The following is a 23536-nucleotide window of genomic DNA, read 5'->3' on the forward strand; positions in this document are numbered from 1 at the left end:
ATCATTCCTCGATGGTCTGACTCGGCCGTCTCCCGGCCGGGTCCTGGGGGTGGAGGGCGGCCACGTCTTCGGGTCCGACGCGCACCGGGGGAGAGGTACGCGCGCGGGTACCGGCGGCAGGGGCTGCGATGACGGCCGTGGCGACGAACACCAGCACCACCACCATCGCCGGCCGCAGCCCGTAGTGATCGCCCAGGAAGCCGAGAGCGGGCGGCCCCACCAGGAAGGCGACGTAGCCGATCGTGGCCACGAGACTGACCCGGGCGGTCTCGTCGGGCCCCGAGTCGCCCGCCGCCGACAGGGCCACCGGGAAGCCCAGGGACGCGCCCAGGCCCCAGAACAGGACGGCACCCGCGGCCACGACGGCGTTGTCGGAGAAGATGACCAGGGACAGGCCGACGGCGCCGGAGATCGCGCTGGCCCGCACGACAGTCGCCCGGCTGTAGCGGTTGAGGAAGAACGTGCCGCTGAAGCGCCCGAGGGTCATCGCCGCGGCGAACCCCACGTAGACGAGTGAGCCGGCCGCGGCGTCGAGCCCGTGGCCGTCGACCATGAGCAGCGGCAGCCAGTCGTTGGCGGCGCCCTCGGCGAGAGCCATGGCCAGTACGATGGCCCCGATCAGGAGCAGCCTCCGATCCCGCCACACCCGCGGCCTCGAACGCCGCGCGGCCTCCGAAGTGGGCGCAGCGGTGCGGATCCCGATCCCGGCGGGCACGGCACGGATGCCGTACGCGAAGAGCGCGGCCGCCACCACGGCGACCGCCGCCAGGTGCCAGTGGGCGGGGAACGACGCCGCGGTGGCCGCCATGCCGGCCAGCCCTCCGATCACGGTGCCCAGACTGAAGCATCCGTGCAGCGTGGGCAGCACCGCGGAGCCGGTGATCCGCTCCACGTCGGCGCCGTCCACGTTGATCGCCACCTCACCCGACCCGATCCCCGTGCCGAATACACACAGTCCCGCGGTGACCAGGGGAGCGGAGGTGAGGGCGCTGCCGACCCCGACGACGACCACGCTCGCGATGACCAACACGGTCGCCAGTGCCGTGACTGGCCGGGTGCCGAACCTCGACACGAGGTGGCCGGAAGCCAGGATGCCGGCCATGGAGCCGACCGACAGGCCGAAGAGCACCAGGCCCATCTGCCCGGTGGTCACTCCCAGGTGATCACGGATGTCCGGCGTGCGCGTGACCCAGGAGGACATCGCGATGCCGTTGAGGAAGAAGAACAGGAACAGTGCCCGACGGCGTCGGCGTACGGCGCGGTCTATCAAGAAGGGGCTCCGCGGGCGTTCGACAGAATGGACTGGCAGGCACGATTCCGCGCACCCGCCGGGAATGTACAAATGTACACACCGGGTGGGGATCCGAGAAGACGAGGCAGACAACGGCGATGACAGGCAGCACGCGCGGCCCCAACGACCCCCGGCGCCGCGAACGCATCCTCGACGCCGCGCTCGACGTCGTGGCCGAGCACGGCGCCATCAAAGTGACCTTCCGCAGGATCGCCGAAGCAGCAGGTGTACCGCTCGGCTCGCTCACCTACTACTTCGACGACATGCAGCACCTGTTGACCGACGCCTTCACCCGGCACGCGGAGTCCGTCTCCACGCGCTACGGAGCGCTCCTGGAGGCCGCGCGGTCTCCCCGGGAAGCACAGGAGGCGGTCGTCGAGATCATCTGCGGCAAGGTCTGGGGCACCGACCGCAATCTCCTGCTCGGCTACGAGCTCTACGCCTTCGCCGCCCGCCACCCCGAGGTGCGCGCCGTCATGCGGTCCTGGATGCAGGCCAGCCGGGACGCGCTGGCCAGACACTTCGACCCGCTCACCGCCCGGGCCCTCGACGCCCTGGTCGAAGGACTCTCCATCCACAACTCCGTCGACCTCCGGCCGACCGACCGCGGGGAGGTGGCCGCCATCGTGAGCGCCGTGGTCGACCGGCGCCGCTGAACGCGGCGATCGGACCGGCGCAAGGGGCAACCGATGACGCGCCGGATGCACCGCGCCCGGTTCGGGGAGCGTTCTCGTGCTCCGGCCGGCCGCGGGGCCCTCGCCCACATTGCCACCGTAACGTAATCGATTCCGCGTGGCGAGAGCAGTCGGTGCTCATCATGGCTGAACCCCTTGAATCCCAGCTCAGACGCTATATTATGACTCTGCGTCAAGTAACGGTGTGGTTGCGAACGAAGCGTGAGGCCGATTTTCTCTTCCAGGCCTGTTGACTTCCGTCGGTTCGCATTATCTCTTTTGCCCACCGCTTCGTCGGAGCGGACCTCGGCGCAAGGAGCGACCTCATGGTGACGCGTGCTCGTACATCCCTGGCCAGACGCTGCATGCTCGGCACAGTGGCCCTGACCCTCACCGCGGTGACCGCCTGCGGCGGAGGCGGCGGCGACGAGAGTGACGGCGCGGCCGGCGGGTCCTGCGAGCCCGCCTCCGGCAAGGTCACGCTGGACTACTGGTCCTGGGTCCCCGGCATCCAGAAGGCCATCGACGTGTGGAACAAGGAGAACCCGGACATCCAGGTCAAGGTGAAGACCGTGCCCTCGGGCAATGCCGGCACCTACCAGAACCTGTCCAACGCCCTGAAGGCGGACAAGGCTCCCGACCTCGGCCAGGTCGAGTACGACTCCCTGGCCAGCTTCCGGCTCAAGGAGGGCCTGACCGACATCTCCTCCTGCCCCGGCGTCAAGGAGGCCGGCGGCAAGTTCGTCGACTGGACCTGGTCCCAGGTGGAGTTCGGAGCCGACGGCAAGGACGGCGTCTGGGCCGTGCCCCAGGACACCGGCCCCATGGCCCTGTTCTACCGCAAGGACATATACGACCAGCTGGGCATGAAGGCCCCCGCCACCTGGGGCGAGTACGCGGAGCAGGCCCGCAAGCTCAAGAAGGAGGGGAAGTTCATCACCCACTTCTCCCAGACCGACCCGAACTGGTTCACCGGTCTGCTGTGGCAGAACAAGGCCACCATGTTCGAGCGCGACGGTGACGCCTGGAAGGTCACCGTCGACCGGCCCGAGAGCCGTCAGGTCGCTGACTACTGGCAGAAGTTGATCGACGACAAGCTCGTCGCCACCGACCTCCAGGGCTTCTCCCCGGCGCTGTACAAGGCCTGGAACACCGACGAGGTCGTGACCTGGGTGAGCGCGGCCTGGGGCTACAGCACCATCCGCGACAACGCCAAGTCCACCGCCGGCAAGTGGGCGGTCGCCCCGATGCCGCAGTGGAAGGCGGGCGACCAGCAGGCCGGCAACTGGGGCGGCTCCACCACCACGGTGATGCACGGCACCGAACACCCCGCCGAGGCCGCCAAGTTCGCCCTGTGGCTGAACACCGACCCCGAGGCGCTGGCGATCCTCAACCGCGAGGGCGGGCTCTACCCGGCGGCCAAGGCGGGCCTGGAACTGCCCGCGCTGCAGCAGCCGGTCGACTTCTACGGCGAGCAGAAGATCTTCGACGTCTTCGCGCAGGCCTCCGCGGGCGTCGACACCGGCTTCACCTGGGGCCCGACCATGACGGACACCTACCGGTACCTCAGCGACGGGACGGCGAACGTCATCGGCGGCGAGAACACCCTGGGCGACGTGCTCAAGGACACCGGCGCGAAGAGCGCGGACTCGCTGCGCAAGCAGTCCCTCGACGTGACCGAGTAGACCGCGTCGCCGGACCCCTCCTGCCCTTCCTGCCGCCTCGGGGCGGCAGGAACAGCACCGCAAAGGCTGCCCGTGACTCCCACCACCGCCGCACCGGCCCCGGCGCGCCGACGCCCGCGCCGGATCCTCGCCCCGTACGCCTTCCTCGCCCCCTTCCTCATCCCCTTCGTCCTGTTCACCCTCGTCCCGGTCGGCTATGCCTTCTGGCAGAGCCTGCACAAGACCGAGCGGACCGGCGGCACCTTCGGCAAGACGCAGATGGTGTTCGCCGGCTTCGACCAGTACACGCGGGTCCTGCAGGCGGACTACTTCACCGAGAGCCTGCTGCGGGTCCTCGGCTTCGCCCTCGTGCAGATCCCCGTGATGCTGCTGCTCTCCCTGGTCCTCGCCCTGCTGCTGGACTCCGCCGTGGCGCGCGCCAAGAAGTTCTTCCGGCTCGTCTACTTCGTGCCGTACGGCATCCCCGGTGTCGTGGCGGCCCTGATGTGGGCCTTCCTCTACGACCCGCGGCTGTCGCCCGTGGTGGACCTGCTGCGCGACGTCGGCGCCGATGTCGACCTGCTCGGCCCGGACGCCATCCTGTGGTCCATAGCCAACGTCGTCACCTGGACCTACACCGGCTACAACATGCTGATCATCTACGCCGCCCTGCAGGCCGTGCCCTCCGACATCGGAGAAGCGGCCCGGGTGGACGGGGCGAGCGCCTGGACCATCGCCCTGCGCATCAAGATCCCGATCATCCGGCCGGCCCTGGTGCTCACCGGCGTCTTCTCCATCATCGGCTCGTTCCAGCTCTTCACCGAGCCGCAGGTCTTCCGCTCCATATCCACCAGCGTGACGAGCACCTACACCCCCAACATCGCCGCGTACTCGCTCGCCTCGGGCGACAGTTACAGCGAGGCCGCCGCCCTGTCCGTGATCCTCGCTCTCGTCACGTTCGTCCTGTCGTTCGCGTTCCTGCGCTTCACCTCCAGGAGGCAGGGATGAGTTTCCTCACCCGCACCGAGGGGGCGCACGCTCCCGCACCCACCGTGCGCCGACGGCCGCGCACCGGCGTGTCCACCGCCGTCGCCGTGACCTTCATGATCGCGGTCGCCTGCTACATGCTGCTGCCCGTGTACTGGCTGCTCGTGTCGTCGACCAAAAGCCAGAGCGACCTCGTCAGCACCCCCGGCTTCCTCCCCGCCGCATGGCACCTGGGCGACAACCTCTCCTCGCTCTTCGCCCAGCAGGACGGGGTCTACGCCCGCTGGCTGCTCAACAGCCTGTTGTACGCGGGACTGGGCGCGGCCGTCGCCACCCTCCTGGCCGCAGCCGCCGGGTACGCCCTGGCCAAGTACACCTTCCGCGGCCGGGAGGCGGTCTTCTCCGTCGTCCTCGGCGGCGTCCTCGTACCGGCCACCGCACTCGCCCTGCCGCTGTTCCTGATGTTCGCCGAGTTCGACGCCACCAACACCTTCTGGTCGGTGTTCCTGCCCAGCGTCGTCAGCCCGTTCGGCGTCTACCTCTCCCGCATCTTCGCCGCCGCTTCCGTCCCGGACGAGGTGATGGAGGCCGCCCGCATGGACGGCGCGAGCGAGTTCCGCATCTTCCGCACCGTCGCGCTGCGCCTGATGGCGCCCGCCCTGGTGACGGTCTTCCTGTTCCAGTTCGTCGTCATCTGGAACAACTTCCTGCTCCCCCTGATCATGCTGCAGGACGAGCGTCTCTACCCCGTCACCCTCGGCCTGTTCACCTGGCAGTCGCAGACCAGCCGCATGCCCGAACTGCAGACCCTCACCATCGTGGGCGCCCTGATCTCCGTCGTGCCCATCGTGCTCACCTTCCTCCTCCTGCAGCGCTACTGGCGCGCCGGACTCGCCGCTGGAGCCGTGAAATCGTGAACCACCCCCTCACCGACGTGACCCGCGCCCTCGGCGGGGTCGCCTACGGAGGCGACTACAACCCGGAGCAGTGGCCGCGCGAGGTCTGGCGGGAGGACGTACGCCTCATGCGTGAGGCGGGCGTCAACCTCGTCACCGTAGGCGTGTTCTCCTGGTCCCGTATCCAGCCGCGCCCCGGCACCTACGACTGGAGCCTGCTGGACGAGGTGCTCGACCTGCTGCACACGCACGGCATCGCGGTGGACCTCGCCACCGCCACCGCCGCCCCGCCCCCGTGGTTCACCCGGCAGCACCCCGACGCCCGGCCGGTCACCGCCTCGGGCACCCGCCTCGCACACGGCAGCCGGCAGGTCTTCTGCCCGAGCAGCCCCGCCTACGCCGAAGCCGCGGACGCCCTCGTCACGGCATTGGCGGCACGGTACGGCGAGCACCCCGCACTCGTCATGTGGCACGTGCACAACGAATGGGGCAACCACAACGCCCTGTGCTACTGCGACACCAGCGCGGCCGCCTTCCGCCAATGGCTGCGGGAGCGGTACAAGAGCCTCGACGCGCTCAACGACGTCTGGGGCGCCGACTTCTGGAGCCAGCGCTACGGCGACTGGGACGAGATCGACCCGCCCCGGGACACCACCGCCTTCCGCAACCCGGGTCAGGAACTCGACTACCACCGCTTCTCCTCCGACGCGCTGCTCACCCGGCACCGCGCCGAGAGCGCCCTCCTGCGCCGGATCGCTCCAGGCGTGCCCATCACCACCAACGTGATGGGCACCCTGGAGAAGAAGGTCGACGGCTACGCCTTCGCCGCCGAGTGCGACCTGGTATCGGTCGACCACTACCTCCCGGCCGCCGACCCCGACGGACACATCGACCTGGCGCTCAACGCCGACCTGGCCCGGGGCATGGCCGGGGGCCGGCCCTGGCTGCTGATGGAGCACTCGACCTCGGCCGTCAACTGGCAGCCGGTCAACGTGGCGAAACGACCGGGAGAGATGCGCCGCAACAGCCTGGCCCACCTCGCCCGGGGCGCGGACGGACTGATGTTCTTCCAGTGGCGGCAGTCCCGCGCCGGCGCGGAGAAATGGCACTCCGCGATGCTTCCGCACGCCGGCACCGAGGGACGTGTCTGGAAGGAGGCCAAAGCACTGGGAGCCGAACTGGCCACGCTCGGCGAGGTGACCGGCAGCCGCGTGCGCGGCGACGTGGCGATGCTGTTCGACTGGCACAGCTGGTGGGCCCTGGAGCTGCAGGCACGCCCGTCGGACCGGACCCGCTACCTGGACGCGGTCCGCGACTGGTACGAGGCACTGTGGACGCTGAACATCACCTGCGACCTCGTACCGCCCGGCGCCGACCTGACCGGCTACCGCGCCGTGCTCGCCCCCGGTCTGTACCTGCTGTCCGACAACGATGCCGACAACCTGAGCCGTTACGTGGACCAGGGCGGGCATCTCGCCGTCGGCTGCTTCAGCGGGGTCGTCGACGAGTACGACAGGGTGCACCCGGGAGGGAACCCCGGCGCCCTGCGCGAGGTGCTCGGGCTCGTCGTGGACGAGTACCTGCCGCTGCGCGCCCAGGACCACGCCCGGCTCGACGACGGAACACAGGTCCGGCAGTGGGTGGAACGCGTCGAATCCCGCGGCTGCGACCCGGTGCTGCGCTTCGCGGACACCGCCGACGGCGGCCCCGCCCGCGGTGGCCCCGCCGTCACCCGGCACACCTTCGGCCGGGGCGCCGGCTGGTACACGGCCGCCCGCCTGCCGGTTCCGGCTCTGCGCGAGGTGCTGCGCACCCTGTGCGCCCAGGCCGGCGCGGGCCCCGTCGTCGAGGCACCCCCGGGGCTGGAGGCGGTGCGCCGCACGGGAGAAGAGCATGCCTACCTCTTCCTGATCAACCACACGCGGGAAGCGGTCGCCGTCCCCGTCACCGGTGTGGCCGTCACTGTGGCCGTCGCCGGTGCCGGGACCACCGGCGCCGAGATCACCGGCGGCCGGGTGGTCGTCCCGCCCGGCGACGTGGTCGTGGTCCGTGAGGACCTCACGACCGCCCCGGCCTGACCTGCCGTCACCCCAGCGCCAGAGAAGCACCCGCGAGGAGCGCCCCGATGAAGAAGCCTGCCGCCCCGTTGCCCTCCGTGGAGACCCACGAGGCGAGCGGCACCGTGCTGCTGCGCACCACTCACAGCGCCTACGTACTGAGGGTGGACCGCGTCGCGGGCACGGTGCGGCACATCCACTGGGGCGCTCCGCTGCCCCTCGCCGACGCGGTGACGCTGCCGGTCTGGTCCGAACACGACAACAGCTTCGCCGGCCGGTGGGACGGCGTCGAGGAGTACCCCGTCGACGGCGGTGCCCGCTTCGGTGTGCCCGCTCTGGAGGTCCGTTTCCCCGACGGTTCCAGCCCGCTGGAGCCGACCGTGCTGGACGTGGCCCGGCGGGCGGCCGATCACGTGGTGGTCCGCCTGCGGGACCGCACCCGGCCGCTGGCCTGGCACCTGCACTACCGCGTCCCCGCCGACGGCGACGTGCTGGAACGGTGGACGGAGTTCCATCACACCGGCGCAGACGCCGACGGGGACGTCCTGCTGCTGCGGTACGCCTCGGCACACTGGCCACTGCCGCACCGCCCGGCCTGGCGGACCGGCTCGGTGCACGGCGGCTGGGCCGGCGAGGGCCGCCTCGAGAGGTCGGTCCTCCCGGTCGGCGAGACGGTCATCGGCAGCCGCCGCGGCCACACCGGACACCACGCCAACCCCTGGCTGGCGCTGGACGCCGGGGACGCGGGCGAGGAACACGGCGAGGTCTGGGTCGTCGCGCTCGCCGCGAGCGGCAGCTGGCGCCTCACCGCCCAGCGCACCGCCGCCGGCCGGACCGGTGTGGTGGCGGGGGAGGGCCACGAGGGCATCGAGCTGCGGCTGGCACCGGGCGGGAGCCACCGCACGCCGGTCAGCCTCGCCCTGTACACCGCGCACGGCTTCGGGCAGGCCGGCAGGGACTTCCACCACCATCTGCGCACGCATGTCCTGCCCAACCCGGGAGAACTGCGACCGGTGCTGTACAACTCGTGGGAGGCGACCTCGTTCGAGGTCAGCGAGGACAATCAGCTGGCCCTCGCCAGGCGCGCCGCCGACCTGGGCGCGGAACTCTTCGTGCTCGACGACGGCTGGTTCCGCGGCCGCGACGACGACCGGGCCGGACTCGGCGACTGGACACCGCACCCCGCGCGCTTCCCACGGGGACTGCGCCCGCTCGCCGACGAGGTCCACCGCATGGGCATGGCGTTCGGCCTCTGGGTGGAACCGGAGATGGTCAACGCCGACAGCGACCTGTTCCGCAGCCACCCCGACTGGGTCCTGCACCAGCCCGACCGCACCGCCACCGAGCTGCGCAACCAGCTCGTCCTGGACTTCTCCCGCCCGGAGGTGACCGAGTGGGCCCTCGGCTGGCTGCGCGAGGTGGTGGCGGACAACGCGGTCGACTTCCTCAAGTGGGACTTCAACCGGGCGTTCACCGAAGCCGGCGCGCACCCGGCAGGACCGGACGCCCGACGCGTCCACGTCGAGCACGCCCGGGGCCTGTACCGCGTACTGGACCAGCTGCGCGGGGACTTCCCGCACCTGCGGATCGAGGCCTGCGCGGGCGGCGGCGGACGCGTCGACCCGGGCATCCTCGCCCGCACCGACCAGGTGTGGACCTCCGACAACACCGACGCCGTGGACCGCCTCACCATCCAGCACGGCTTCAGCCGGCTCTACCCGGCCAGTGTCATGTCCGCCTGGGTGACCGACAGCCCCAACCCGCTGACCGGCCGCGTGGTGCCCATGCGTTTCCGTTTCCACAGCGCCATGGCGGGCGTCCTCGGCATCGGAGGGGACCTGACCCGCTGGACGGACACGGAACTCGCCGAGGCCGCGGAACTGGCCCGGGTCTACAAGGACATCCGGCCCGTGGTGCAGCACGGGCGGCAGTACCGCCTGCTGGCCCCGGGCGAAGGACCCCTGGCCGCCGTGCAGTACGTCAGTGACGACGGCGGCCGTGCCGTCGTACTGATCTGGCGGCCCAGCACGGCGTTCGGCCCCGCGCTGCCGCCCCTGCGACTGCGCGGACTGGACGAGGAAGCCCGGTACCGGGACGAGGAGACCGGACGCGCATGGTTCGGGTCGACCCTTCAGAGCTTCGGCCTGCCCATGCCCGACCTGCCTACCGGCGACTGCGCGAGCGCGCTGGTGCGCCTGCGACGGCAACGGTGAGAGCGCTTCCAGGGTCAGTTCGGACGTGAAGTAGGGTGACCATGGAAGGGAGCGTGTGTGGTGCGTGAGCGGGTCACCATGGCCGACGTCGCCCGTGCGGCCGGGGTGTCGTCCGCGACGGTCTCCTACGTCCTTTCGGGCAAGCGGCCGGTGGCCCCCGAGACCCGGGCCGCGGTCGAGGCCGCCATCGAGGAGCTGTCCTTCACCGTCAACGTCACGGCCCGCAGCCTGCGCACCGGTCGGTCCAGTCTCGTGGCGCTGATCGTGCCGGACATCGCCAACCCATTCTTCGCGCAACTCGCCGCCACACTTCAGGAGCAACTGCGCGGACTCGGGCTGCACGTCGTCGTCTGCGACACCGGCGCGCGCCGGGACGAGGAGCGGGCCATGCTCGCGGAGGCGGTGCACCAGCACTTCGCCGGGGTCGTCATCACCCCTTTCCGGCTCAAGCCGCAGGACTTCAAGCCGCTCGTCGACGCCGGTCTGCCCGTCGTCGTCAGTGCCGACGTCTCCTTCGGCCCGATCGATCTGGTGACGCCCGACGCCCGGGTGGCCACCCGACGGGCACTGGAACGGGTGGCCACGGCCCAACGTCGGCGCATCGCGATGATCGCGGGTCCCCGCGACGCCACCGGCGGGGACCCGCGCCTGGAACACCTCAGAGCCCTCGCCCTGCAGTTCGGCATGTCACTGCCGCACGAACTGGTCGTCCGGGGGGAGCACACGAGGGAGGCCGGAGCAGCCGGATTCGGCACGCTCATGAGCCGCCGCTATCCACCCGACGCGGTCTTCTGCGCCAATGACGTGATGGCCGTCGGTGCCATGGACAAGGCGCATGAACTGGGTGTCGACATCCCGGGTGATGTGGCCCTGATCGGCCACGACGACGCCTCCTTCGCCTCGCTCGTGCGCCCGCAGCTGACCACCATCCGCTACCCGGCCACCGAGGTCGGCCGGTCGGCCGCCCAGTTGCTCATCGAGCGGCTGAACGGCCGACAGGTTCCCAAGACGGTGCACGTGAAGGCCGAGTTTGTGGCACGTTCCTCCGTCTGAGGCGACGACCCGGTGATGCGGTGCCGTGCCGCTTTCGCCGAGCGGACCCGCTGCCGGCACGGGCCTGCCCGCTCGGGGTCAACTTCGACTCTCTGAATTCCCAGTGCCGTGGCCGCTTCGTTGGGCCACGCCCGCGCTCTGTCGACCTCCTCATTCCGCTGCCTGACATGCCACCTGTGGCGCCGCCGGGCGCCGGCCTTCCGAACGGCCTGCCCGACCCGCCCTTCAGACACATCACCGACAAGCCGGTCGGCACTGCCGTACGCGAGCAACCGGCCGCTGCTCATGCCCACCCCGTACTTCCGGGACGGCAGGCGCCGTCAGCACCAACTGGTGCTGAGGGCGGACCGTCCCCTGGAGTACCGGGTGGGGGAGCGGTGAACGAAGCCGGACACCGGGGCCGGAGTGACGCTCCGGACCCGGGCCGCCTGGTCAGGCCGAGCGGTGACGGCCCGCGGCGTTCCGCTTCTTCCTGCGGGCCAGCAGCGTGCCGCCGGCCAGACAGGCCAGGCCGGTCAGTGCGAGGGGCCACACCTGCGCGCCGGTAGCGGCCAGTCCGCCCCCGCCGCCCTGCGGACGCGTCCCCTCGTCCGGCCCGGCGGCGAGCGGCGCGGCGGAGGACGGCGTCCCCTGCGGGCGCGGCGCCGCACCGGCCGGAAGGTCATCGGCGGCCGGCGCCGTGCCCGCGGTCGCGACGACCGCGCCCAGGTCCACCGGCTCGCCGGCCGGAGCGTCGATCAGGCCGGCCGGGCGGCTCTGAAGCGGCGCCCCCTTCTCGCGCACCGGGCTCTTGGACGGCAGGGTGAAGTCGCCACGGGCCGGGTCGGTGACCGCCGCCGCCGCGTCCTCGCCGGTCACCTGGAGTCCCGCGCCCTCGTACGACAGGGAGCGCAGCTCCTCGAGGGAGGAGGGCTCCAGCGCCTCGCAGGAGGAACCGGCGGGCTGCAGCGTGCCGAGCCGGACCGAGCGGGCGGCCGGGTCGTTCACGTAGCCGTTGTGGTCGAGCGCGGACAGCATCGACGGCGAGGCGGCGCAGGGCCACCGCTGGATCATCAGGTGCTTGCGGGTGGTGTCCGTGCTCGGGGCCACGAACAGGTTGTTGGTCACGCTGACGTTGCTGGTCACGAAGGTGGCTCCGGCCTCCTTCTCCCACGGCTGCGGCTCGCGGTCCGCGTTCTCCTTCACCAGCAGGTTGGTGACGTTGCCCGACATGGTGTTGTTCACCAGCTCGACGTCCGAGGCGTTCGCGACGGCGAGCCCGGTGCCGTTGTTCGCCGCGATGTTGCCCGTGAACAGGGCGCCGCGCGAGATCTCGAAGAACGCGCCGAACTGGTGGTTGGCGGTGAACTGGTTGCGTACGACCGTGGCGTCGCGTATGTCGATGTCGAGCCACAGGGCGTGCGCGTAGTTGCCGAGGAAGTGGTTGCCGCGCGCGGTGACGTTCGTGGAGTCCATGATCTTGACGCCGGCGGCGTCCCAGGCGGTGCGGAAGCCCTCGGTGTTGTTGTAGGACACGAGGTTGTTCTCCAGCAGCACACCGCGTGCCTGGCCGCCGCCCATGCCCTTGCGCCCGTTGAAGCTGAGGTTGCTGCCGCGCACGACGATCTCGTCGGGTTTGCCGGCACCCAGGAGGTTCACCCCGGACACGCCGTTGCGCACGGCCGTGACCCGTTCCACCGTCACGCGCGGCGCGCCGATGCGCAGGCCCTCGTCGCCGAAGTGCGCGAAGCCGATGCCCCGGACGACGGTACCGGCGGCCTCCTGCCCCCAGACGGTCAGCCCGTAGGGGTGCGCGGCCGCTTCCATCTCGTGTCCGTCCGGATCGCCGCCGACGCACAGGGAGCCGTCGGCGACGGCGAAGGTGCCCGCCCCAACGTCCGCGAGTCCGGAGACCTGCCGCAGGGCGGAGCCGTCGGAGAAGACCATTTCGCGCCGGTGGGCCAGGGGGTACTCGGGGTCGAGATAGTCCTTCGGGTCCTCCCAGTCGGGGGTCGGCAGATTGTGCTCCCACGGCGTGCACCAGCGCCCGTCGCGTTTTCGCCAGGAGTCGACCACCTCACTGCCCTTGATCCACACCTGGGCGTTCGGCGCGGCCTGGAGGGTCAGGCGCTTGGTGATGCTCGCCTTGGCCACCCGGTAGGTGCCGGACCGCAGCACCACCGTCCCTCCGGCCGGCGCGGCCGACAGGGCGCGCCGCACGGTGGCGTACGGGCGTGCGGCGCTACCGTCACCGGAGTCCGAGCCCGAGGGCGCGACGTGGACGGCGTCCGCCGGGACGGGGTAGGCGGTGTCGGCGATGCGCGGCAGCGGACCGGTCACCGCGGGCGGCGCCATGATCCGTGCGGGCAGAGCGTCGCCCAGCTCTGCCCGGGGAGAGGAGGCGGCCGAGCGGCTCGGACGCCGCGCCGGCGTCGACGAGGCGACGTTCTGGCTGCGCACGGGCCGGGCGAGCGGCCCCGGCTCGGCGGACGGCGTGATCACCGGCGTACGGTCGCCGGCGGCACGCGCCGGTTCGGGCGCGGCGGAGGGCAGCGCGAACGCGGCGACGGCGACGGCCGTGGCGGTGCCGACCCCGGCACCGGCCACCGCGAGGGACTTCACCGACCCGCCGCGACGCAGGTGCCGCAGGCGGACGAGACCACGTCCGGGCGGCGGCTGCGGCACGGTGGCGCCGGAACCGTCGGGCATGGTGGCGCCGGGACCGTCCGGCACCGTTGAGCCGGAACCGTCTGGCACGGTGACCGAGCCGCCGTCCGCACCACTGCGGACGGCGGTGTCGGCAAGGGACGTGGGCAGGGCGGGGTCACGCAGCCCGAGCGGGAGCGGCACCAGACCGAGGCCCGTCAACAGGCCTTCCGCAGGCAGCAGTCCGTCCTGGTCCTCGACCAGGCCGGCGCAGGAGGGGCAGTCCCGCAGATGTCGGTCGAGACGCTTGCGCATCAGCGGCGAGGGCCTGCCGTCCCAGGCCGCGACCAGCTCCGTCCACGGCGCGCACTCCTGCGCGTGCCGGGCCCCGACGGCTCGCACAACGCGGCGCGTCACGTCGAGCTGTTCCCGCATCCGCTGCACCCGCACCGCGGCGTGCGTGGCCGGCACCGCCAGCGCGGCGGCGAGGTCCTCGCGGGTCAGTTCGCCGGCCAGCTCCAGCCACCACAGCGAAGCCGTCTCCCGGTGCCCGGGGTCGAGCCACGACATCGCCAGCGCCGTCTCGCGCCGCTGCCCGCTGAGCCGCAGCCGCAGCACCGCCTCCTCCTCGAATCCGGTGTGCACGGCGAGGTGCTCCTGAGCGTCCTCGTGGTCCACGAGGTCGGGGGCCAGGCTCTGGGAGCGCCAGCGGTCCTTGACCTGGCGCAGCGCGATGGACACCAGCCAGGGACGGAAGCGGTCCGGTTCCCGCAGTTGCCGTAGCCCTGTGAGCATTTTGATGACGGTTTCCTGGACCAGGTCGTCGACATCGGGGCCCCCTCCCACGGCCCTGCCCACCACGTTGTAGACCAGCGGGAGGCAATCCCGTGTCAGCTCCTCCAGCGCCCGTGGTTCGCCTGCTCGGGCGGCGATCACGGTGCGTAGCTGCGCCTCTGACTCGTGCACTCGACATCTCCTGAAACGACATGAATCGGTGGGCCGGGCCGTTCCCGCGGCCTCACCTGTACAGACGAGTCCGGCGACTGGGGATAACAGAAAATCAGAATCGGAGTTCGGAAGTGATCCCGGGCTCCCCGGGGGACCTGCCGGGAAGGTCCCCGTGCTGGTCTCAGGAGCCAGGGACGCGAAGGGGCGGGAGTCCGTGCCGCCGCGACGAACTCCCGCCCTGTTCACCGGTGCGGGTTTCAGCCCTCGGCCTGCTCCAGCCAGCGGCCCACCATGCGCAGGTCACGGGTGACGCCCGAGGTGAATCCGCCCTGCGCGCCGTCCCAGTCGGCGGAGTTCGCGACGACCGCCGCGACCTGGCGCCGGGCCGCAGGCAGGCCGTGATCGCCGGCCGTCTCCAGGAGCTTCTTCGCGGTCTTCAGCCGGATCGAGGCCTGCTTGGCGTCCGCCCCGCTCACGCACGCCCCGGAGGCGGAATCGAGTCGGCTCAGAACGGGACCCAGTGCCGCCTCGGCGGCCTTGGCCGGATCGGCGTGCGGCGCGAACGCCTTCGTGCGGTAGGCCCCGAGGTGCAGAGCCTGGATCTGCGCGTCGGTGAGCTGGTTGTACGCGAACAGTGCGGTGCCGTCGGAGCCGGCGTCCTTGACGGCCTGCAACTGGTCGCCCATGACATTCGCGGGTGAGCCGTTGATCGGCCCGTAGGTGGCCGTGTAGAGGTAGGCGTTCCCGACGCGCTCGCGCATGACCTCGGTGTCCTCGCCCACCGAGTCCGGAGAGAAGCCGAAGGACATGCCGGTGAGGAGGTCCAGGTAGTCCTTGTCGATCCAGTCGGCCCAGTTCTGGAACTTCTTGCTGAGCCCGTCCACCGGGTCGGCGAACACTGCGCCGGACAGGGCGAGTTCGGGTTTCAGCTCGCGCTGCATGTCCCTGACGCTCTTGACGAAGGACGTGATGTTCTCCTCGCGCCAGGAGTTGAAGACCTTCCACCCGGGGTCGGTCTCCTTGAGCGTGTACGGGTCGACGCCGTGCTCCTGCCGGAACGCCTGGCGCGAGTAGTCGCTGTAGGAGAAGGACGACGCATAGGGCAGGGAGACGGGGTAGCGGATGTAGTCCAGGTGCAGTCCGTCGAGGTCGTAGTCGCTGATCATCTCCCGGAACACGGAGCGGATGTAGTCGCGTACTTCGGGCATCGCCGGGTCGACCCAGTAGTAGCCGGGTTCCATCGTCGAGGGCTGAGGACCCTGCTTGCCGACGTCCGAGCGCTCTACGGCTGCCCATTCGGGGTGTGCCTTGAGGATCGGGCCGGGGCCGGCCTGCCCGCCGGTGCTGTCGTCGCCGGCACCCTCGGAGCCGACGAAGAAGGTGTGCGCCCAGCCGTGCAGCTCGATGCCCCGACTGTGGGCCTCCTCGATCCACACCTTCAGCGGGTCGAAGCCCCGCATGTTCGGGCGCTGCGCCTCGACGCCGGCGGCCTTCGCGGCGTCCGACGGGAAGATGGTGTAGCCCTGCCAGAGCGTCTCGAGGAACACCACGTTGAAGCCCGCGTGCTCGATGCGGTCCATCGTCGCGCGGATCGCCTCGGGAGTCGTCTCCTTGGGGCGCACCCACACGCCTCGGCCCTCGACGGGACGCGACTCGCGTGTGCGGTCCGCGGCGCCGGTCGCCGTGGTCGCGGCCGTCGTGGCGAGCGCGATCGCGTCGGCCTCACGACCGTCCCTCAGCGCGTCGCGTGCCTCGGTGATCGTCCGTGCGGACTCGGCGATGCCCCGGTCGACGTCCGCCTCGGGAAACACGGTGCAGGACCGGGCGGCCTCGGTACGGCGGGCCAGCGCGTCCTCGCGCAGCAGTTCAGCGCGTACGACGTACGCCTCGGCGTCCACCGTGACCGTGACCCGGTCGTCGGCGATGCTCACCTTCGCGCCGATGCTGCTGTGGGCGGCGAGCCACTTGGCGGCCTTGCCGTGGCCGGACAGGACGAGGCCGTCGCGGGGAATGGCGCGGTCGCTGCCGCCGATGGCGACGATGCGGCCGTCCTCGACGACGACCTCCTGACCGTACTCGTTCGTCCCCGTGGTGGGCGACCCGAACTCCGGTGTGTAGGCGATGAGCTGGTCGGTGCCGCGGCAGCCGGGAAAGCACGTGCCGTTGCCGTCCGTGCCGCCGGGGTTGGTCTCGGCCGTCGGGTTCACCGCGGAGAGGTCGTAGGAGGCGGGGGCCTGGAGCGTGGCGGGAGCCTCGCCGCCCGTGGCCGCGGCGGACGAGGGGTGTGCGGTGCCGGCGTGGGACGGGGCGGCGAGGAGCGAGGTGGACAGTGCTGCGGCCGTGAGAAAGGCCAACGGGAACTTCCGGTTCACGGGCACGGGAGAGGACCTCCGGATCGGTGGGGATGCCCGGAAGCATCGACAAGAGGTCCGTACAAGTCAACGGCTGAACGCCAGTTTGCTGAACTTTCCTTGGAGTATTGACTTGTTGGTCAGGCCCACTGACACTACTCGGGCAGCAAGTGGTACGGACCACTTAGTGGTCGTGTGTGCTGCCTCTCCCGCTGACCCAGCCGTCCGACTCGCAAGGAGTGCCATGCCTTCCAAGAGAGGCGTCCGTCTCGCCGCCCTCGCCGTCAGTGTTGCGACGTTCGCCAGTGCGTGCGGCCTCGGTTCGACCGACACCGGCACGGACACCTCCGCGGAAGGGGAGGTGAAGGGCCAGATCACCTTCCAGACCCTTCAGCTCAAGCCGACCTTCACCGAGTACATCGACGGTGTCATCGCGGACTTCGAGAAGAAGCACCCGGAGACCGACGTGAAGTGGGTGGACATCCCCTTCGAGGGTGCCCAGGAGAAGATCACGGCCGACGCCAGCGCCGGCTCACTGGCCGACGTGGTCAATCTGAACCCGCAGTTCGCGCAGGCCCTTGAGGACAAGGGCGTCTTCGTCGACATGGACAAGGCCGCCGCGGACGTCAAGGACGCGTACGTGCCCGGCGCGTGGGACGCCTTCACCGTCGCGGGCAAGCCCGGCTCCTTCGGCATCCCGTGGTACCTCACCTCCGAGGTCACCATGTACAACAAGGACCTGTTCAAGAAGGCCGGCCTCGACGCGAACAAGCCCCCGGCCACCTTCGACGAACTCCTCGACCAGGGCGCGGTGCTCTCCGAGAAGGGCAAGGGCGACTTCTACGGCATCCACCCCGCGCTGGAGAACCGGTTCATCACCGACCTGGCCAAGCAGGGCGTGCCGATCGTCGACGAGGACGGCGAAACCTGGACGTTCAACACGCCCGAAGCCGTCGCCTACCTGGAGAAGCTGGTCAAGGCGTACAAGGGGGGCACCTACCCCAAGGACTCCCTGACCCAGGACCACAGCAAGGAGACCGAGGCCTACCAGGGGGGCCGTATCGGCCTCTTCCCCTCCGGCCCGAACTTCCTGGCGATCATCAAGGAGAACGCGCCCGAGATCGCCGAGGCGACCGGTGTGGGGCCCCAGATCACCGGTGACCAGGGCGTCACCAACATGTCGGTCATGGGCAACCTCATCCCCAAGACGAGCAAGAACCAGGCCACCGCTCTAGCCTTCACCAAGTTCCTCTCGAACGCCGAGAACCAGCTGGCTTTCAGCAAGATCGTCACAGTCCTGCCCAGCACCAAGGCCTCGCTGAAGGACACGTACTTCACCGGCGAGGGCGACGGCTCCGTCGAGGCCCAGGCCCGACGGATCTCCGCCGAGCAGATCGCCAAGGCCGAGAACCTGGTCCCCGTCCAGTACGACCAGCGGGTGACCGCCGCGGTCATCGGCCAGGTCGAGCTGGCGCTCAAGGGCGACCTCTCCGCCAAGGAGGCCCTTGACAAGGCGGTCGAGGCGGCCAACAAGATCAGCGCGAAGTGACGCGAGGCTGATCCCTCCCGCGCGGGACGCCCACCGCAGACCTGACGGCCCGCCCCCGGTGGGCGTCCCCCACCGCACCACCCCCGAACTCTCCCTGGAGGCCCCGTGACGACCGGCCGCCGCTGGTACGCCCCCTGGCTCTTCTGCGCACCGGCACTGTTCTTCGCCATCGCGTTCTTCATCGTGCCGTTCGCCAACACGCTGGTCCTGTCCTTCACGGACGCGACCACCCTCGGCGGCGGTGTCTTCACCGGCCTGGAGAACTACACCCGCCTGCTGGACGACGAGGCCTTCTGGCTGTCGCTGCGCAACACCGCGCTCTACACCGTCGTCGTCGTGCCCCTGCTGGTCCTCCTGCCCCCGCTCCTCGCGATGCTCGTGCAGAAGAAGATCGCCGGCATCGGCTTCTTCCGGGCCGTGTACTACTCCCCGGTCGTCGCCTCGATGGTCGTGGTCGGCCTCATCTGGTCCTGGCTGCTGTCCTCCGACGGCATCGTCAACTCCGTACTGCGTGGCCTGCACATCGTCTCCGAGCCCCTCCCCTTCCTCACCGACTCCACGCTGCTGCTGTTCAGCGCCATGGCGATGACGGTCTGGAAGGGCCTCGGCTACTACATGGTCGTCTACCTGGCGGCGCTGGCGAACGTGCCCAGGTCCCTCCTGGAAGCCGCCGAGGTCGACGGTGCCGGTCCCGTGCGCCGCTTCTGGAGCGTCACCGTCCCCACGATCCGGCCCACCATGGTCCTCGTCGGCACCCTCGCCGCGATCGCCTCCGGCAAGGTGTTCGCCGAGATCTACACCCTCTCCGACGGAAGCGCCGGCCCCGGCGGCGAGGCCCGCACCCTCGTCTACACCATCCGTGAGACGGGCCTGGGACTGGGCGGCGAAGCCGGTTACGCCTCCGCGATGTCCGTCTTCCTCTTCCTCGCCACCCTCGGCCTGTCGGTCGCCGTCACCCGACTCAACACCCGGGAGGACAAGGTCTGATGAGCACCACGACCACCCCCGCCCCGGCACCCGCCGTGAAGACGCGTCCTCACCGGTCGACGCCTGCTCCCGCCCGCCGTGCCGCGCGCGTACGCGCCGTCACCGGTCGTGTCCTGCGCTACGCCGCACTACTGGTCGTCCTCGTCGTGATGGTCGGCCCGTTCCTGTGGCAGTTGTCGACGTCCCTCAAGGGGCTGGGCGACCAGGTCTTCGGCTACCCACCGCAGCTTCTGCCGCACGCGCCGACACTCGAGCACTACGGCGCCGTCACCGAGACCGTCCCCGTGCTGCGCTACGCCACCAACTCCCTGGTGGTCGCCGTCAGCTGCGCGGCGACCAACATCGTGTTCGGCTCGATGGCCGGCTACGCCCTGGCCCGGATGGCCTTCCGGGGCCGGAAGATCGTGTTCGCCTGCTTCCTCGCGACGATCATCATCCCCTTCGAGTCGATCCTCGTCTCGGAGTTCCTCATCGTGCGTTCCATGGGCATCAACGACACCCTGTTGGGCGTCATGGTCCCGCTGGCCGTCACCGGCCTGTCCGTGCTCCTCATGCGCAACGCCTTCGCGGGCCTGCCCGCCGAGATCGAGGAGGCCGCCGTCCTGGACGGCGCGAGCGAATGGCAGCGGTTCTGGCGCATCGCCATGCCTTCGGTGCGCGGGACGATCGCCGTCGTCGCCATCTTCAGCTTCGTCTTCGCCTGGGACGACTTCCTGTGGCCGCTCGTCGTCCTGTCCGACTCGGACAACTTCACGCTCACCGTGGGCATCCAGTACCTGTCCGGCACGTTCACCAACGACCAGCGGGTGATCGCCGCAGGCACGATGATGGCCGTCGTGCCGCTGCTGGTCCTGTTCTTCAGCCTCCAGCGGTACTTCTTCCGGGGAGTCGGCGAAGGAGCGGTGAAGGGATGACCGGCGTGACGGTCGAAACAGGGGCGGACCAGCCCGCGGAGCCCGGCGGCGAGCGGGGCGGTTCCGGTACGGCCAAGCACGAGGCGCTGCGGCGCGCCCTGTCGAAGATGATCGACGACGGACTGGCGCCGCACGAGGCCCTCCCCAGCGAGCGGGAACTGATGCAACGCTTCGCGGTGAGCCGGATGACCGTGCGACGCGCGGTGGAACGCCTCGCGCAGGAGGGGCGCGTCTACCGCGTCCAGGGCGCCGGTACGTTCGTCGCGGACCCGGCCACCATCAGCAAATCGCTGCACCTCACGTCGTTCTCGGAGGACATCCGGGCCCGCCGCATGGTGCCCGGGAGCCGCTTGCTGCAACTGGAACGCACCGGCGCCGACATGGTGTGCGCACGCGACCTGTTCGTCGAACCCGGCGCGCCCCTCGTCCACATCGCGCGTCTCCGCCTCGCCGACGACGAACCGATGTGCTTGGAGAACGCCTGGCTGCCCGAGGCGTACGTCCCCGGCCTCGTCGACCAGGGCGAACCCGACTCGCTGTACCAGTTGCTCTCCCGCGCGGGCGTCGCCCCGGAGTCCGCCGACCAGACGATCCGCGCGACCGTCCTGGACAGTGAGCAGGCCCGCCTGCTGGAAGTGCCGCCGCACTTCCCGGCACTGCTGGTGCAGCGCATCACGAGGGACGCGCGCGGCCGGGCGGTGGAGCGGGCCGAGAGCCTCTACCGCGCGGACCGCTACGACTTCCGCGTCACCGTGTTCCGGGAGCGGCATCCATGACCGCGGCTCCCATGGTCGAAGCCCTGGGCCTGGACATCGGCGGCACGAAAGTCCAGGCGGGCGTCATCGGAGAGGACGGCCGGGTCCTGGCCCGTCGCAGCGCCCCCACCCCCGCGGCGGAGGGCCCGGACGCCGTCCTTACCACCGCCGTGGCCCTGGCCCGCGACGTGCTCGCCGAGACCGGCCCCGTCCACGCCGCCGGTCTCGGCACCGCCGGAGTGGTCGCGCCGGACGGGCGCAGCATCGCCCACGCCACCGACGCCCTGCCCGGCTGGGCCGGCACCCCGGTCGCCGACCGGCTGGAGGCAGCGCTCGGCCTGCCTTTCACCGTTCTCGGCGACGTCCAGGCATTCCTCGCCGGGGAAGCCGTGGCCGGCGGGGCGCGCGGAGCGGATGTCGCCGTCGGGGTCATGGCGGGCACGGGGATCGGCGGGGCGGTCCTGGTCGGCGGCGAGGTGCTGCGCGGCGCGACCGGTGCGGCCGGCCACCTGGGTCACGTCCCCGTGCCGGCAGCCGCGGGCGAACCCTGCCCGTGCGGGCGCACGGGGCACGTCGAGGCGGTCGCCTCCGGGCCGGCCATGACCGCCCGGTTCCGGCGTATGCGGCCGACGACACCCGTCGCCGATCTGCGCGTCGTGGCCTCGTTGGCCGCCGAGGGGGACCCGGACGCGGTCCGTGTCCTGACCGACGGCGGCCACGCCCTGGGGACCGCGCTGGGCGGCGTCGTCGCCACGCTCGACCCCGGCGTCGTCGTCATCGCCGGCGGCGTCCTCGGTTCGGGCCCGTGGTACCTGGACGCGCTGCGCGACGCTCTGAGCCTGGCGACGCTGCCGTCCCTGGCCGGTGTCACGGTCCGCCGCGCCGAACGGGGCTCCGACGCCGTCCTGCTCGGCGCCGCGGACACGGCACGGCGGCACGCACGGACGTGACGAACCCACCGCCGAAGGGCCCGTCGGGCACCGTCCCACCCCCGAACGGGCCTTCGCACACGACCCCGCGAAACAACCCCCACTCCAGGAGAACCACCCGGTGAACGCCACCGACGCCCCCCGGAACCATCACCCCGGCATCGCCCTGGTCCCCCTCGACGAGCGTCCCGCCTGTGCGACGCTGCCCGTGATGGTCGCGGCGCTGGCCGGGGTCCCCGTCCGGACGCCCGCCGCACTGCTGCCCGCCCTGCGCACCCCGGGAGACCCGGACGGCATCGGCAGGTGGCTGGCCGGGCAGGCCCCCGACGCTGCCGTGGTGTCCCTGGAGACCCTCGGACACGGCGGCCTCATCGCCTCCCGCACCCGCCCCGGCACCGTCGCCTCGATCGCCGCACGCCTCGAACCGCTGCGCGCGCTGGCGGCCACGGGCACCCCCGTGCACGGCGTCACCCTCGTCACCCGCACCCCCGACTCCGACGACGCCATGGAGGAGCCCGACTACTGGGATCCGCACGGACCCGCACTGCACCGCTGGTCCGCCGCCCTGCACCGGGCCTCACTGCACGGCGCGCCGGTGCCGGAGACGGACGTACCCGACGAGGTGCGCGCCGACTTCCTCGGTCGCCGGCTGCGCAACCACGCGCTGAACCTCGTCGCCCTGGAACTGGTCGCCGACGGCACACTCACCTCCCTCGTCGTCGGCGCCGACGACACCGCGCCGCACGCCCTGGCCACCGCCGAACTGGGCTGGCTCACTGGGTGGACCAACTGGCTGGGCGGGCCCGTCGCCGTCCGCCCCGGAGCCGACGAGGCGTGCACGACGCTCGTCGCCCGCACCGTCGGCACCCTGCTGGGCGGCCCGGCGATCCGCGTCGCGATCGAGGGCCGGGACCTGGATCGCGTCGCGCCCTACGAGAACGTGCCCGTCGGCCGCACCGCCGCGGGTCAGGTCGCCGCGTGCGGTGGCATCGTCGTCCAGGAGGACGATGACGCCGACGTCCGTCTCCTCGTCCACACCCCGGACGGCACGGGCGCCGACTGGGCGGTCGCCCCGCCCGCCACCCGCGCGGACGACGCCCGCGAACGGGCCGAGTCACTGGCCGGCCGGGCCGCGCGGCTCCTCGCCTCCGGCCACCGGGTCGCCGTCGCCGACTGCGCTCAGCCCAACGGCGCCGATCCCCTCCTGGTGACCGCACTCGCCGGGGCGGGGATCGCCGAGGAACTCGTCGCCTACGCCGCGTGGAACACCGCCGGCAACACCCTCGGCACGGTCGCCGCGCACGCCCTGACCCACGTCGCCGCCGAGAGTGCCGGAGTGCTGGACACCGCGGCGCACCGCCGACTGCTGCTGCACCGCTACCTGGAGGACGCCGCCTACATGACGTGCGCCCGCGCCACCGCCCGCGCCGAGCTGGGCAGCGTCCCCGGACGCCACGACCACGTGCCCGACGGGCACCGCGTCCTCGCCCTGATCGAGGCGGAGCTGACCGCGTTCCAGACAGGGCTCGGCATCTTCCCGGAACTGTGCCTGGAACCCGGTTCGGTGCGCCTGCCGTGGCACCGCACCTTCGAAATCGACTTCACGGTGACCACCGCCGTGGCCCAGGAGGACCGTTGAACAC

The 23536-nt window shown here is 71.2% G+C and carries 16 protein-coding genes; 13 read left to right on the forward strand and 3 right to left on the reverse strand.

The genetic code is table 11. The features are described from left to right. Position 1 precedes the first annotated feature (1 nt). Entirely contained in the window at positions 2-1270 is a 1269-nt protein-coding gene (locus ACFCZF_RS05680) for an MFS transporter (RefSeq protein ID WP_376670564.1), read from the reverse strand. Between the two features lie 119 nt (positions 1271-1389). Here ACFCZF_RS05680 and ACFCZF_RS05685 point away from each other — a divergent pair, with 119 nt between their 5' ends. From ACFCZF_RS05685 to ACFCZF_RS05715, 7 genes are all read left to right on the forward strand, one after another. Beyond that, positions 1390-1947: a TetR/AcrR family transcriptional regulator gene (locus ACFCZF_RS05685; protein WP_376670565.1), complete on the forward strand. Its 558-nt coding sequence runs from the start codon at positions 1390-1392 to the stop codon at positions 1945-1947. A 344-nt stretch (positions 1948-2291) separates the two neighbouring features. Beyond that, positions 2292-3650 carry an ABC transporter substrate-binding protein gene (locus ACFCZF_RS05690; protein ID WP_376670566.1) on the forward strand — a complete coding sequence of 453 codons (1359 nt, stop codon included), beginning with the start codon at positions 2292-2294 and terminating at the stop codon, positions 3648-3650. A 72-nt stretch (positions 3651-3722) separates the two neighbouring features. After that, positions 3723-4637 (forward strand): carbohydrate ABC transporter permease, encoded by a 915-nt coding sequence (locus ACFCZF_RS05695; RefSeq protein ID WP_376670567.1) that lies wholly within the window; start codon positions 3723-3725, stop codon positions 4635-4637. Then, positions 4634-5533 carry a carbohydrate ABC transporter permease gene (locus tag ACFCZF_RS05700; protein ID WP_376670568.1) on the forward strand — a complete coding sequence of 300 codons (900 nt, stop codon included), beginning with the start codon at positions 4634-4636 and terminating at the stop codon, positions 5531-5533. The genes ACFCZF_RS05695 and ACFCZF_RS05700 overlap by 4 nt, the downstream gene beginning before the upstream one ends. Next, on the forward strand, positions 5530-7590 hold the full coding sequence (locus tag ACFCZF_RS05705; protein ID WP_376670569.1) for a beta-galactosidase: 2061 nt from the start codon (positions 5530-5532) through the stop codon (positions 7588-7590). Before ACFCZF_RS05700 ends, ACFCZF_RS05705 begins: the two co-directional genes overlap by 4 nt. Before the next feature lie 47 nt (positions 7591-7637). Then, on the forward strand, positions 7638-9782 hold the full coding sequence (locus ACFCZF_RS05710; RefSeq protein ID WP_376670570.1) for an alpha-galactosidase: 2145 nt from the start codon (positions 7638-7640) through the stop codon (positions 9780-9782). A gap of 60 nt (positions 9783-9842) precedes the next feature. Next, on the forward strand, positions 9843-10835 hold the full coding sequence (locus ACFCZF_RS05715) for a LacI family DNA-binding transcriptional regulator (protein ID WP_375911165.1): 993 nt from the start codon (positions 9843-9845) through the stop codon (positions 10833-10835). 432 nt (positions 10836-11267) lie between these two features. Here ACFCZF_RS05715 and ACFCZF_RS05720 read toward each other — a convergent pair whose 3' ends face one another. Continuing rightward, positions 11268-14426 carry a sigma-70 family RNA polymerase sigma factor gene (locus ACFCZF_RS05720; protein ID WP_376670571.1) on the reverse strand — a complete coding sequence of 1053 codons (3159 nt, stop codon included), beginning with the start codon at positions 14424-14426 and terminating at the stop codon, positions 11268-11270. Between the two features lie 239 nt (positions 14427-14665). Then, positions 14666-16786, reverse strand: coding sequence for a glycoside hydrolase family 10 protein (locus ACFCZF_RS05725; protein WP_376670572.1), 2121 nt, complete (start codon positions 16784-16786; stop codon positions 14666-14668). Between the two features lie 217 nt (positions 16787-17003). Between ACFCZF_RS05725 and ACFCZF_RS05730 the strand changes: the two genes are divergently transcribed. The 6 genes from ACFCZF_RS05730 (at position 17004) to ACFCZF_RS05755 (ending at position 23532) form a co-directional block, all read left to right on the forward strand. Further along, on the forward strand, positions 17004-18308 hold the full coding sequence (locus tag ACFCZF_RS05730; protein ID WP_376670573.1) for an ABC transporter substrate-binding protein: 1305 nt from the start codon (positions 17004-17006) through the stop codon (positions 18306-18308). Positions 18309-18413: 105 nt separating this feature from the next. Next, a complete protein-coding gene (locus tag ACFCZF_RS05735; RefSeq protein WP_376670574.1) occupies positions 18414-19295 on the forward strand; it encodes a carbohydrate ABC transporter permease in 882 nt (293 codons plus the stop codon). After that, positions 19295-20209, forward strand: a complete 915-nt coding sequence (locus ACFCZF_RS05740) for a carbohydrate ABC transporter permease (protein WP_376670575.1) — start codon at positions 19295-19297, stop codon at positions 20207-20209. Before ACFCZF_RS05735 ends, ACFCZF_RS05740 begins: the two co-directional genes overlap by 1 nt. Further along, positions 20206-20985, forward strand: coding sequence for a GntR family transcriptional regulator (locus tag ACFCZF_RS05745; protein WP_376670576.1), 780 nt, complete (start codon positions 20206-20208; stop codon positions 20983-20985). The genes ACFCZF_RS05740 and ACFCZF_RS05745 overlap by 4 nt, the downstream gene beginning before the upstream one ends. Further along, positions 20982-21914, forward strand: coding sequence for an ROK family protein (locus ACFCZF_RS05750; RefSeq protein WP_376670577.1), 933 nt, complete (start codon positions 20982-20984; stop codon positions 21912-21914). Before ACFCZF_RS05745 ends, ACFCZF_RS05750 begins: the two co-directional genes overlap by 4 nt. A 100-nt stretch (positions 21915-22014) precedes the next feature. After that, positions 22015-23532, forward strand: a complete 1518-nt coding sequence (locus ACFCZF_RS05755) for a DUF4127 family protein (protein WP_376670578.1) — start codon at positions 22015-22017, stop codon at positions 23530-23532. Positions 23533-23536 lie beyond the last annotated feature (4 nt).

It is taken from the genome of Streptomyces sp. NPDC056296, assembly GCF_042268605.1.
Lineage (GTDB): Bacteria > Actinomycetota > Actinomycetes > Streptomycetales > Streptomycetaceae > Streptomyces.

Coding starts and splice junctions, on each gene's coding strand:
- ACFCZF_RS05685 (WP_376670565.1), top strand. CDS start 1,390: ATGACAGGCAGCACGCGCGGCCCCAACGACCCCCGGCGCCGCGAACGC.
- ACFCZF_RS05690 (WP_376670566.1), top strand. CDS start 2,292: ATGGTGACGCGTGCTCGTACATCCCTGGCCAGACGCTGCATGCTCGGC.
- ACFCZF_RS05700 (WP_376670568.1), top strand. CDS start 4,634: ATGAGTTTCCTCACCCGCACCGAGGGGGCGCACGCTCCCGCACCCACC.
- ACFCZF_RS05710 (WP_376670570.1), top strand. CDS start 7,638: ATGAAGAAGCCTGCCGCCCCGTTGCCCTCCGTGGAGACCCACGAGGCG.
- ACFCZF_RS05730 (WP_376670573.1), top strand. CDS start 17,004: ATGCCTTCCAAGAGAGGCGTCCGTCTCGCCGCCCTCGCCGTCAGTGTT.
- ACFCZF_RS05740 (WP_376670575.1), top strand. CDS start 19,295: ATGAGCACCACGACCACCCCCGCCCCGGCACCCGCCGTGAAGACGCGT.
- ACFCZF_RS05745 (WP_376670576.1), top strand. CDS start 20,206: ATGACCGGCGTGACGGTCGAAACAGGGGCGGACCAGCCCGCGGAGCCC.
- ACFCZF_RS05750 (WP_376670577.1), top strand. CDS start 20,982: ATGACCGCGGCTCCCATGGTCGAAGCCCTGGGCCTGGACATCGGCGGC.